Annotated in this window: 8 protein-coding genes; 2 read left to right on the top strand and 6 right to left on the bottom strand. The window is 53.6% G+C overall.

Annotation, left to right across the window (positions count from 1 at the left end; genetic code table 11):
* Positions 1 to 37: 37 nt before the first annotated feature.
* Positions 38 to 853: a co-chaperone DjlA gene (djlA, locus tag ICA20_RS20775; protein ID WP_003845702.1), complete on the top strand. Its 816-nt coding sequence runs from the start codon at positions 38 to 40 to the stop codon at positions 851 to 853.
* Positions 854 to 949: 96 nt separating this feature from the next.
* Here djlA and rluA read toward each other — a convergent pair whose 3' ends face one another.
* The 3 genes from rluA to polB form a co-directional block, all read right to left on the bottom strand.
* On the bottom strand, positions 950 to 1609 hold the full coding sequence (rluA, locus tag ICA20_RS20770) for a bifunctional tRNA pseudouridine(32) synthase/23S rRNA pseudouridine(746) synthase RluA (protein WP_038637129.1): 660 nt from the start codon (positions 1607 to 1609) through the stop codon (positions 950 to 952).
* Between the two features lie 11 nt (positions 1610 to 1620).
* A complete protein-coding gene (gene rapA / locus ICA20_RS20765; protein WP_038637132.1) occupies positions 1621 to 4527 on the bottom strand; it encodes an RNA polymerase-associated protein RapA in 2907 nt (968 codons plus the stop codon).
* A gap of 176 nt (positions 4528 to 4703) precedes the next feature.
* Entirely contained in the window at positions 4704 to 7055 is a 2352-nt protein-coding gene (gene polB / locus ICA20_RS20760; RefSeq protein ID WP_038637136.1) for a DNA polymerase II, read from the bottom strand.
* 597 nt (positions 7056 to 7652) lie between these two features.
* Here polB and ICA20_RS20755 point away from each other — a divergent pair.
* Positions 7653 to 8036: a DUF4751 family protein gene (locus ICA20_RS20755; RefSeq protein ID WP_038637140.1), complete on the top strand. Its 384-nt coding sequence runs from the start codon at positions 7653 to 7655 to the stop codon at positions 8034 to 8036.
* Between the two features lie 42 nt (positions 8037 to 8078).
* Here ICA20_RS20755 and araD read toward each other — a convergent pair whose 3' ends face one another.
* The 3 genes from araD to araB form a co-directional block, all read right to left on the bottom strand.
* A complete protein-coding gene (araD, locus tag ICA20_RS20750; protein WP_038637145.1) occupies positions 8079 to 8774 on the bottom strand; it encodes an L-ribulose-5-phosphate 4-epimerase in 696 nt (231 codons plus the stop codon).
* A 97-nt stretch (positions 8775 to 8871) separates the two neighbouring features.
* The gene (araA, locus tag ICA20_RS20745; RefSeq protein ID WP_038637148.1) at positions 8872 to 10374 is read right to left on the bottom strand and encodes an L-arabinose isomerase; all 1503 of its coding nucleotides are present in this window, start codon (positions 10372 to 10374) and stop codon (positions 8872 to 8874) included.
* 10 nt (positions 10375 to 10384) lie between these two features.
* Positions 10385 to 12094 (bottom strand): ribulokinase, encoded by a 1710-nt coding sequence (gene araB / locus ICA20_RS20740; protein ID WP_038637151.1) that lies wholly within the window; start codon positions 12092 to 12094, stop codon positions 10385 to 10387.
* Between the last annotated feature and the right edge of the window lie 261 nt (positions 12095 to 12355).

Here is a 12355-nt window from a genome sequence, read left to right as displayed (position 1 = left end):
CATAGCCTGGCTGAGAGCACAAAGATTTGGGGAGTCTATGCAGTATTGGGGAAAGATAATTGGTGTAGCCGTGGCTTTAATGATGGGCGGCGGCTTCTGGGGTGTGGTTCTGGGCCTGTTAGTCGGCCACATGTTCGACAAAGCCCGCATGCGCAAAATGGCGTGGTTTGCCAACCAACGTGAACGCCAGGCGCTTTTTTTTGCCACCACTTTTGAGGTGATGGGACATCTGACCAAATCCAAAGGTCGTGTCACGGAAGCCGATATTCATATCGCCAGCCAGTTGATGGATCGGATGAATTTGCACGGTGATTCCCGTACTGCCGCGCAACACGCCTTCCGGGTGGGAAAATCAGACAATTACCCGTTACGTGAAAAGATGCGTCAGTTCCGCAGCGTCTGTTTTGGTCGATTCGATCTGATCCGCATGTTTCTGGAGATTCAGATCCAGGCGGCATTTGCCGACGGGTCATTGCACCCTAACGAGCGTGAAGTACTGTATGTGATTGCTGAAGAGTTGGGGATTTCGCGTACCCAGTTTGATCAGTTTCTGCGCATGATGCAGGGCGGGGCACAGTTCGGCGGCGGATATCAGCAGCAGTCCGGTGGTGGCGGCTGGCAGCAGGCACAACGAGGCCCGACGCTGGAAGACGCCTGCAATGTTCTCGGTGTAAAAACAACCGACGATGCGACCACCATTAAGCGCGCTTATCGTAAACTAATGAGCGAACACCATCCGGACAAACTGGTGGCGAAAGGTTTACCGCCAGAAATGATGGAGATGGCCAAGCAGAAGGCGCAGGAAATTCAGAAGGCGTACGAGCTGATTAAAGAGCAGAAAGGATTTAAGTAAAGTGAATTGCCGGATGCGGCTTGCGCCTTATCCGGCCTACGTTAATGAATGTAGGCCGGGCAAGCGAAGCGCCCCCGGCATCAATTGGCTCTGCGTTTAAAAATCCGCCGGGACTTTAAACGTCATGCTGTTGCCGTATGCGGGATGGGTGATGGTTAACATCTCTGCGTGCAGCAGCAGGCGTGGCGCTAACGCCAGGGCTTCTGGCGGAGCGTAGAAGCGGTCGCCGAGGATCGGATGCCCTAATGCCAGCATATGCACACGCAACTGGTGGGAGCGTCCGGTTATGGGTTTGAGCACCACCCGGGCGGTGTTATCCGCTGCGAACTCGACCACTTCATACTCTGTCTGCGCGGATTTCCCGGTCTCATAACACACTTTCTGCTTTGGCCGGTTCGGCCAGTCGCAAATCAGCGGTAAATCAACCAGTCCCTCGGCAGGCGCCGGATGTCCCCATACGCGTGCGACATACTGCTTTTTCGGTTCGCGCTCGCGAAACTGGCGTTTGAGTTCACGCTCTGCCGCTTTAGTTAGCGCGACTACAATCACGCCGCTGGTTGCCATATCCAGACGATGTACGGATTCAGCCTGTGGGTAGTCGCGTTGAATACGCGTCATCACGCTGTCTTTGTGCTCATCCAGACGACCCGGCACGGACAACAAGCCGCTCGGCTTGTTGACCACCATAATGTGCTCATCCTGATACAGGATAACCAGCCAGGGTTCCTGCGGCGGATTGTAGTTTTCCATCCCCATGTATGGCTCCGTTACTGGTGCGTCACGACGATCAGACGCAGGGCATCCAGACGCCAGCCCGCCTGCTCCAGGCTTTCCAACACCTGCTGGCGGTTGCTTTCAATGGCGCTCAGTTCGTCATCACGGATGTTCGGGTTAACGGCACGTAGGGCTTCCAGACGCGACAGTTCTGCTGTCAGCTTCTCATCCGCTTCTTTGCGCGCCGCGTCGATCAGCGCACGGGCGGATTTTTCCACCTGCGCCTCACCCAACTGCAGGATGGCATGAACATCCTGCTGCACGGCGTTGACCAGTTTGCTGCCGGTGTGGCGGTTAACGGCGCTGAGCTGACGGTTAAAGGTTTCGAATTCAACCTGCGCGGCAAGGTTATTGCCGTTTTTATCCAGCAGCATGCGTACCGGCGTTGGCGGCAGGAAGCGGTTCAACTGCAGCTGTTTCGGCGCTTGCGCCTCTACAACGTAAACCAGTTCAACCAGCAGAGTGCCGACCGGTAACGCTTTGTTTTTCAATAAAGAAATAGTACTGCTTCCGGTGTCGCCGGACAGGATCAGATCCAGACCATTGCGGATCAGCGGATGCTCCCAGGTAATAAACTGCGCGTCTTCACGCGACAGGGCGACATCACGTTCAAACGTAATGGTGCAGCCATCTTCCGGCAGGCCAGGGAAATCAGGTACCAGCATATGATCGGACGGCGTCAGCACGATTAAATTGTCGCCACGGTCATCCTGATTAATACCGACGATATCAAACAGGTTCATGGCAAAGGCGATCAGGCTGGTGTCGTCATCCTGCTCTTCAATACTTTCGGTAAGTTGCTGAGCTTTTTCACCACCATTGGAGTGAATTTCCAGCAGGCGATCGCGGCCTTGCTCCAGTTGGGCTTTCAGCGCCTCGTGCTGCTCACGGCAGGTTTTGATCAGGTCATCAAAGCCATCGGTATTTTCCGGCTCAGCCAGGAAGCCGATCAGATTGTTGTATACCGTGTCATAGATAGTACGTCCGGTTGGGCAAGTGTGTTCGAACGCATCCAGACCTTCGTGGTACCAGCGCACCAGCACGGATTGCGCGGTTTTTTCCAGGAACGGTACGTGGATCTGAATATCATGTGCCTGGCCGATACGGTCCAGACGACCAATACGCTGTTCCAGCAGGTCCGGGTTGAACGGCAGGTCGAACATCACCAGATTGCTGGCGAACTGGAAGTTACGCCCCTCGGAGCCGATTTCAGAACACAGCATCACCTGGGCGCCGCTATCTTCTTCGCTAAACCAGGCCGCCGCGCGGTCACGTTCAATAATCGACATTCCTTCATGGAACACGGCGGCGCGGATCCCTTCGCGTTCGCGCAGGACCTGCTCCAGTTGCAGCGCGGTAGTCGCTTTCGCGCAGATAACCAGCACTTTTTGCGAACGGTGGCTGGTCAGGTAGCCCATCAGCCATTCCACGCGCGGATCAAAGTTCCACCAGGTGCCGGTATCGCCTTCGAATTCCTGATAAATCTGTTCCGGGTAGAGCATGTCGCGAGCCCGGTCTTCCGCACTCTTACGCGCGCCCATAATGCCGGAGACTTTTATCGCGGTCTGGTATTGGGTCGGCAACGGTAATTTGATGGTATGCAGTTCGCGTTTCGGGAAGCCTTTCACACCGTTACGGGTGTTACGGAACAGTACACGGCTGGTGCCATGGCGGTCCATCAGCATCGAAACCAGTTCCTGACGCGCGCTCTGGGCGTCTTCGCTGTCGCTGTTTGCTGCCTGCAATAATGGCTCAATATCCTGCTCGCCAATCATGTCGCCTAACATGTTCAGCTCATCGTTACTCAGTTTATTGCCAGCCAGTAGCATGGCGACGGCATCAGCGACCGGACGGTAATTTTTTTGCTCTTCAACAAACTGGGCGAAATCGTGGAAACGGCTTGGATCCAGCAGGCGCAGACGTGCAAAGTGGCTTTCCATACCCAGTTGTTCTGGCGTAGCGGTCAACAGCAGGATACCCGGTACGCGTTCAGCCAGCTGTTCAATGGCCATATATTCCCGGCTGGGCGCATCTTCGCTCCACACCAGGTGATGGGCTTCGTCGACAATCAGCAGATCCCATTCGGCGTCACACAGGTGCTCCAGACGCTGTTTACTGCGACGGGCAAAGTCCAGCGAACAGATAACTAACTGTTCGGTTTCAAATGGGTTGTAGGCGTCGTGTTGCGCTTCTGCATAACGCTCATCATCGAACAGCGCAAAACGCAGGTTGAAACGGCGCAGCATTTCGACCAGCCACTGGTGCTGTAGCGTCTCCGGGACGATGATCAGTACGCGTTCAGCGGCGCCAGAAAGCAGTTGCTGATGCAGGATCATCCCGGCCTCAATGGTTTTACCTAAACCCACTTCGTCAGCCAGCAAAACGCGCGGGGCGTGACGACGACCAACATCATGAGCAATGTTGAGCTGGTGGGGGATCAGGCTGGTACGTTGGCCGCGCAAACCACTCCATGGCATACGGTACTGTTCGCTCTGAAATTTACGCGCGCGATAGCGCAGCGCAAAGCGGTCCATACGGTCAATCTGACCGGCAAACAGACGATCCTGTGGTTTGCTGAATACCAGTTTACTGTCGAGCAGCACTTCACGCAGCGTTACACCGGTTTCTTCGGTATCAAGGCGGGTTCCGATATAGGCAAGCAGGCCGTTTTCTTCTTTTACTTCATCGACATGCAGTTGCCAGCCTTCATGGCTCGTTATCGTATCGCCAGGATTGAACATCACGCGGGTCACGGGAGAATCACTGCGCGCATACAGACGGTTTTCGCCCGTCGATGAGAAAAGTAAAGTGACGGTTCGCGCATCCATGGCGACAACAGTACCAAGTCCCAGTTCGCTTTCTGTATCGCTGATCCAGCGTTGACCAAGTGTAAAAGGCATATATGTTCGGCTCTATATCTTTAATTGCAGGCAATACTCGTCATTTTCCGGGCTAACCCGGTTTTTGAGAGCATACGACCCCGCTACCAGGCTAATAAATCAGTGGTAGTGGTGTTAAATGGGTCCAGGAATGGAAAGGGCGCTATGGTACTGGATGGCGGCGGTTTCGTCACGCGTCAAAATAACCCCAGTTGCCCTGTGAGTAGTGTAGCAAAGTTATCATCGATAAAGGGAAGTATTCCCTCGGCAACCGGTTGTATCTGACGGGTCAGATAGTGCTCATAATCGAGAGCAGATTGCTGATAATCCACAGGTTCAGGGCCGTTTACTGTCCAGACATATTTAATGGTGCCACGGTTTTGGTACTGTGGCGCGCGACCTCGTTTTATATTCTGCTCATCAGCCAGTCGTGCCGCACGGACGTGTGGCGGAACATTACGCTGGTATTCACTTAATGGGCGGCGCAGGCGTTTGCGGTACACCAGTTGTGCATCCAGTTCACCTGCCATCAGACGGTCGATGGTCTCGCGGACAAACTCCTGATACGGCTCGTTACGAAAAATTCGCAGGTACAGCGCCTGCTGGAATTGTTGCGCCAGCGGTGTCCAGTCGGTGCGAACCGTTTCCAGTCCCTTAAACACCATGCGTTGTTCAGCCCCTTCCTGAATCATCCCGGCGTAACGCTTTTTACTACCGGTATCCGCACCGCGAATAGTCGGCATCAGAAAGCGACAAAAGTGGGTTTCAAACTCCAGCTCCAGCGCGCTGGTCAGATTTTGTTGCTTTAGCGATTGCGCCCACCACGAGTTGACATGGCTCACCAGCTCCCGGCCAATCCGGGCGGCATCATCTTCTGAGTGCGCCTTTTTAAGCCAGACAAAGGTCGAGTCGGTATCACCATAGATGACGTCGTAACCCTGAGCCTCAATTAACGCTTTGGTCTGGCGCATGATCGCATGGCCGCGCATCGTGATTGATGAGGCCAGTCTCGGGTCGAAAAAGCGACAGGCGGTAGTACCCAATACGCCGTAAAACGCATTCATGATAATTTTCAGCGCCTGCGAGAGCGGTTTATTCCCGTGGCGTTTTGCTTCTTCACGCCCGTGCCAGATCTGAGTAACGATCTCCGGCAGGCAGTGTTTTTCGCGTGAGAACCAGGCGTCAAGAAAACCTTCGGTGCTGTGCTCCCGATCCGGGTGCGCCATCCCTTCGATAAGCCCCACCGGATCGATCAAAAATGTACGAATAATTGAGGGGTACAGGCTTTTGTAATCCAGCACCAGAACGGAGTCGTACAATCCCGGGCGCGAGTCCATCACATAGCCGCCGGGGCTGGCGTGCGCGGGAACTTCTCCCAGATTTGGCGCCACGTAACCCGCCCGGTGCATGCGCGGAAGGTAGAGGTGGCCGAAGGCGGCAACCGAACCACCGTGACGGTCGACCGGCAGACCGTTGACCGTTGAGCGCTCCAGCAGAAAAGGCATGATCTCGGTTTTATGAAAAATGCGCGTGACCAGCTCACAGTCTTTGAGATTGTAGGTGGCGAGCGCGGGTTTATCCTGGGCAAACCGACGGTCAATTTCGTCCATTCGGTCCCACGGGTTATCAATCGATTTTCCTTCGCCCAGCAATTCTTGCGACACCGTTTCCAGCGAGAATGACGAGAAATTCCAGAATGCGGATTTGAGCGCTTCAATGCCGTCAATGATCAGTCGACCTTTGGCCTGCGCGAAGAACACGCCGTTTTTGAAGCCATGCTCGCGCCACTCCAGTTCGCTATTATCACGACCAAAACGCAGGGGGATGCGATAACGTTCGGCATGCTTTTGCAGGACGCGTAAATCGAATTGCACCACATTCCAGCCAATGATGACATCGGGATCATGACGGGCAATCCAGTCGTTGAGCTTTTCCAGCAACTGCGGTCGGCTAGCCACGTACTCAAGTTCAAAATCCAGCGCCGAGGCATCGCCGTTTGCCGGGCCGAGCATGTAGACAATACGCTGCCCACAGCCTTCAAGACCGATGCAGTAAAGTTCACCATGCCGCGTGGTTTCGATATCCAGCGATACCCATTTTAGCGGCGGTCGATAGTCCGGGTTTGGCTTCAGGCGGGCATTAATCAGCGTGCCGTTATGTTTGTCGCCTTCGACCCAGATCGGGGACGTGATAAAGCGCTCCATCAGATACCGCTCTGGCGGGCGTACGTCAGCCTCATAAACGGTGATGTCGTTTTCGCGCAGGAGTTTTTCCAGCCGCATAAGCTGGCGGTGGGAGCGGCAATACAGACCCGAAACGGGCTGGCGGTGGAAATCTTGTAGCTGAAGCGGCGTCAGGCGATAGCCGTTCTCTGTACGTAATAATGATGTAACGCGCGGAACTTGACTGCCAGGTATAAACGCGACGGATTCCTGAGGCGCGAGCGTGACCAGCAGCGGCCCGTCGTCTGTCGCCAGCCAGAATGAGACCTCAGTTCCCTGCGGGGTGTCCCGCCAGTGCCGGGTTAAAATAAAGCCTGCCTGCGCCACGCTGTGTATCCATTAAAAAACCAGGCATGATTATAGCCTGGATTGCACGATTGTACTGTTATTTTGTACAGTTGTAAGGTAAAAGTCGCGGTAAGACGCAGTAGCAGTGACAGTAAAATTCTTTTCGGGTACAAAATTTCAGTGTCGAACTATTTAATTTATGAATACAGTTTCTGGTTATACTTCCGTAAATTATTTGATTAGTCTTTTTTGATTATTTATTTAAATTACTGCTTTTTGATTATGTGTTTTTCATAAATTGATAGTCTGCTTCAGGAGTTTTTTCACATTTTCAGAATAGTGCTCAACACATTCTGCTACTTACCCCTCGGTTCAGAAAAAATTACACTTTTTTTAATTTGTTTTTATTCATGGTTAGTGTAACTATTTTAATCGAAGCATTCGGGTTGTCAGGTTGAATATAATATATATTATTGGATTACTATTGTCTGGATAAAAACAGATTTTCGGTACGATTTCGTCGGGAATATCTCTCTGTATAATTTGATTTTTATCTCCTGATGTAATTTTTATTCATCTGGCGGCTCGGGTGTTTTATATCAATAGCTTGGGTGTGTTGTGAAATGGAGAGGTGTTATGAATGTTTATACTCAGGCGTTACAGGTAGGATATGACCACTATTTATTTGTTAATACTCAGCTATCTAACCCGACTATTAAGTCGGTAAGTCAATACATTGAGTATAGAACATGGTCAGGTCAAATCTGGCGCTCTGAGATTATTGATCGTGGGAATGCCTTCTTTCACTGGCAAGGACAGGACAGAATAAATGGGCATCGTGATACGGTTATTAATTATCTGTTGAACGGCCAACGCTGGCAGTCAACAATTGCAGATTATATTTTCTTTCATTCTCTGGATGGCGAAGAGGCGCTGGGACATTATGATAATGTGATTAAATACGTTTGTGCTAATAATTGTGTGTATCGAAGTACGTTTGCGGAATATATAACTCAATAATAAGAAGGCGCGTCATTGTTTCCGGACGCGCCTGGCGTCATTTCACTGACCGTAATAGGCTTTTGCGCCATGTTTACGCAGGTAGTGTTTATCCAGCAGGGTTTGTTGCATATCCGGCAACTGCGGCGCGAGTTGGCGGCAGAATATCCCCATATAGGCGACTTCTTCCAGCACGATGGCGTTATGCACCGCATCTTCGGCATTTTTTCCCCAGGCGAACGGACCGTGAGAGTGCACCAGTACGCCTGGTATCTGCGCTGCGTCAATCCCTTGTTTCTCAAAGGTTTCGACGATCACATTCCCGGTTTCCCACTCGTATTCCCCGTTAATCTCGCTGTCGGTCATTTTACGTGTGCAGGGAATGGCGCCGTAGAAATAGTCCGCATGGGTGGTACCCGTGGCCGGGATCGACTGACCCGCCTGCGCCCAGATTGTCGCGTGGCGCGAGTGGGTATGAACAATGCCGCCAATGGTCGGGAATGCCTGATATAACAAACGGTGCGTTGGGGTATCGGAGGAGGGCTTTTTCGTGCCTTCAACGACTTCCCCGGTGGCGATACTGACAACAACCATATCGTCTGCGGTCATGACGCTGTAATCGACACCGGAAGGTTTAATCACAAACACGCCGCGTTCGCGATCGACGGCGCTAACGTTTCCCCAGGTCAGCGTCACCAGGTTGTGCTTGGGCAGTGCCAGATTCGCTTCCAGTACCTGACGTTTAAGATCTTCTAGCATGTAAACTCCTGAATGCCGGATGGCGTTTCGCTTATCCGGCCTACGGTGATTTGTAGGCCCGGTAAATGAAATGCCACCGGGCAATCCGTTTCACCAATTAACGTTTGAACCCGTAATACACTTCGTTCCAGCGCAGCGCGTCCTTAAAGGCCGGCAGACGGGTCTCGTTATCGATCACTGCGATCTCGATATCGTGCATTTCAGCGAACTGGCGCATATCGTTCAGATCCAGCGCATGGCTGAAGACGGTGTGGTGCGCGCCGCCGGCAAGGATCCAGGCCTCAGATGCGGTTGGTAGATCCGGCTGGGCCTTCCACAATGCGTTAGCCACCGGCAGTTTCGGCAGGTCGTGCGGCGTTTGCACCGTGTCGATGCAGTTAACCAACAGGCGGTAGCGATCGCCGAGATCGATCAGGCTGGCAACCACTGCCGGGCCGGTTTTGGTGTTGAAGATCAGACGGGCAGGATCGTCTTTACCGCCAATACCGAGGTGCTGAACGTCGAGGATCGGTTTCTCTTCCACAGCGATTGACGGGCACACTTCCAGCATGTGCGAGCCGAGCACCAGATCGTTGCCTTTCTCGAAGTGGTAGGTGTAATCCTCCATAAATGAGGTGCCGCCCTGCAGACCGGTTGACATCACCTTCATGATGCGAAGCAGAGCGGCGGTTTTCCAGTCGCCTTCGCCCGCAAAGCCGTAGCCTTGCTGCATCAGACGCTGTACGGCCAGACCTGGAAGTTGTTTCAGGCCGTGCAAATCTTCAAATGTCGTCGTGAAGGCGTGGAATCCGCCCTGCTCAAGGAAGCGCTTCATTCCCAGTTCAATTCGGGCGGCTTCCAGTACGTTCTGACGTTTCTCACCATGGACTTGTGTGGCCGCCGTCATGGTGTAGGTGCTTTCATACTCGTCGATCAGCGCGTTGATTTCGCCGTCACTAATTGCGTTCACTACCTGCACCAGGTCGCCCACGGCCCAGGTATTTACCGAGAAGCCGAATTTGATCTGTGCGGCAACCTTATCGCCGTCAGTGACCGCCACTTCGCGCATGTTGTCGCCAAAACGGCAGACTTTCAGATGGCGGGTATCCTGTTTGGACACCGCCTGACGCATCCAGGAGCCAATACGCTCGTGCGCCTGCTTATCCTGCCAATGGCCGGTGACCACGGTGTGCTGCTGACGCATACGCGCACCGATGAAGCCGAATTCGCGACCGCCGTGTGCGGTCTGGTTCAGGTTCATAAAGTCCATATCAATGCTGTCCCACGGCAGGGCGGCGTTGAATTGGGTGTGGAACTGCATCAGCGGCTTATTGAGGATAGTCAGACCGTTAATCCACATTTTGGCTGGAGAGAAGGTGTGCAGCCAGACCACCAGACCTGCGCAGCGATCGTCATAGTTGGCATCACGACAGATAGCGGTAATTTCGTCAGGTGAAGTACCCAGCGGTTTTAACACCAGTTTGCAGGGCAAGTTAGCTTCCGTATTCAGTGCGTTAACAACGTGCTCGGCATGTTGGGTTACCTGACGCAGGGTTTCCGGGCCATACAAGTGCTGGCTACCAATCACAAACCACACTTCATAGTTATTAAAAATTGTCATTGTCGTGTCCTTAATGAGTCAGGGTTGCCAGGTCTACCGGGGCTTGTTGCGCCGGAGCGGCAGTCGGAAGGTATTGTTGTTCAGCGCTTACCGCCCACTGCTGGTAGCGGCGGTAAAGTTGTTCAAAACGTTGAGCCTGTTCTGGGCGAGGTTGCATCGTCTTTTCTACTGCGCTCGCCATGTGTTGCTGGGCGGCTGGAATGTCTGCATGGACCTGCGCGGCAACGGCGGCGAAGATAGCCGCACCGAGCGCGCAGCACTGGTCTGAAGCGACAATCTGCAGCGGACGGTTTAGCACGTCGCAGCAGGCCTGCATGATGACCGGGTTTTTACGCGCGATACCGCCGAGCGCCATGACGTTGTTAACCGCAATGCCTTGTTCGGTGAAGCATTCCATGATGGCGCGCGCGCCAAAGGCCGTGGCGGCAATCAGACCGCCGAACAGCGCTGGCGCATCAGTTGCCAGATTCAGGTCGGTAATGACGCCTTTCAGACGCTGGTTGGCATTCGGCGTACGACGACCATTAAACCAGTCGAGCACCACCGGCAGGTGATCCAGCGACGGATTTTTCGCCCAGGCTTCGGTGAGCGCTGGCAGTAGCTGTTTTTGGCTGGCTTTAATCTGGGTTTTCAGTTCCGGGTGCTGCGCAGCAAGCTGTTCCAGCGGCCAGCTCAACACGCGGCTAAACCAGGCATAGATGTCGCCGAAAGCAGATTGCCCCGCTTCCAGACCGATAAAATGCGGCACCACGCTGCCATCAACCTGCCCGCAAATGCCTTTCACCGCGCGTTCGCCAACGCTGTGTTTATCGGCAATCAGAATGTCGCAGGTAGACGTGCCGATGACTTTCACCAGCGTATTGGGCTGTGCGCCTGCGCCGACCGCGCCCATATGGCAGTCAAAGGCGCCGCCTGAAATCACCACGCTTTCCGATAGACCCAGGCGCTGCGCCCACTCGGCACACAGAGTGCCAACCGGCAGGTCCGCCGTGAAGGTATCGCTAAACATTGGGTATTGCAGATGGCGGTTGAGGATGGGGTCGAGTTCGTCAAAGAAACTGGCTGGCGGCAGCCCCCCCCAGCTTTCATGCCACAGGGATTTATGCCCGGCGCTGCAGCGACCGCGACGAATATCCTGGGGGCGCACAGTATTGGAGAGCAGGGCCGGAACCCAGTCACACAGCTCAATCCATGAGACCGCCGCCTCGGCGACCGCGTGGTCCTGGCGAGTCACGTGCAGGATTTTTGCCCAGAACCATTCGCTGGAATAAATACCGCCAATATAGCGGGAGTAATCGATCTTGCCCGGCGTGTGGCACAGGCGAGTAATTTCTTCGGCTTCTTCTACCGCGGTGTGATCTTTCCACAGAACAAACATCGCATTCGGGTTTTCCGCAAACTCCGGGCGCAGCGCCAGTACGTTGCCGTCGGCATCGATAGGCGCCGGGGTTGAGCCGGTACTGTCAACGCCAATCCCGACCACTTCTGCGCGTTGTTCCGCGCTCAGTTCGGCGAGTACGGTTTTCAGCGCCGCTTCCATGGATTCAATGTAGTCGCGCGGATGATGGCGAAACTGGTTGTTTGGGCCGTCGCAAAACAGCCCTTCCTGCCAACGTGGATACCACTCAACGCTGGTGGCGATTTCTTCACCAGTGGCACATTCCACCGCCAAAGCGCGTACCGAATCACTACCAAAATCGAGGCCAATTGCAATCGCCATCGTCTTACTCCATCCAAAAATACGGGTATGGATAAACAGTAGTGACCAGGGATAAAAACCGTCAGGCAGGATTCGCTAATCTTATGGACTAAAATGCTGTGGCATCACAAAGTGTGACGCCGTGCAAATAATCAATGTGGACATTTCTGCCGTAGTTATAGACACTTTTGTTAGCCGATTTTGACGTTGGCGTGGTACATGTTTTTTACAAATTGCTTTTCACAAGCGGGGTTGATGGTCCATTACCGCAAACAACTGTGG

Source organism: Citrobacter sp. C5_2 (assembly GCF_014596845.2).
Lineage (GTDB): Bacteria > Pseudomonadota > Gammaproteobacteria > Enterobacterales > Enterobacteriaceae > Citrobacter > Citrobacter werkmanii.
The sequence above is the reverse complement of the archived record's forward strand: the minus strand, read 5'-3'. Positions and strand labels throughout refer to the sequence as shown.

What these genes read in the sequence shown, in the direction of transcription:
- djlA (WP_003845702.1), top strand. Translation starts at nt 38, where the DNA reads ATGCAGTATTGGGGAAAGATAATTGGTGTAGCCGTGGCTTTAATGATG.
- rluA (WP_038637129.1), bottom strand. Translation starts at nt 1,609, where the DNA reads ATGGGGATGGAAAACTACAATCCGCCGCAGGAACCCTGGCTGGTTATC.
- rapA (WP_038637132.1), bottom strand. Translation starts at nt 4,527, where the DNA reads ATGCCTTTTACACTTGGTCAACGCTGGATCAGCGATACAGAAAGCGAA.
- ICA20_RS20755 (WP_038637140.1), top strand. Translation starts at nt 7,653, where the DNA reads ATGAATGTTTATACTCAGGCGTTACAGGTAGGATATGACCACTATTTA.
- araD (WP_038637145.1), bottom strand. Translation starts at nt 8,774, where the DNA reads ATGCTAGAAGATCTTAAACGTCAGGTACTGGAAGCGAATCTGGCACTG.
- araA (WP_038637148.1), bottom strand. Translation starts at nt 10,374, where the DNA reads ATGACAATTTTTAATAACTATGAAGTGTGGTTTGTGATTGGTAGCCAG.
- araB (WP_038637151.1), bottom strand. Translation starts at nt 12,094, where the DNA reads ATGGCGATTGCAATTGGCCTCGATTTTGGTAGTGATTCGGTACGCGCT.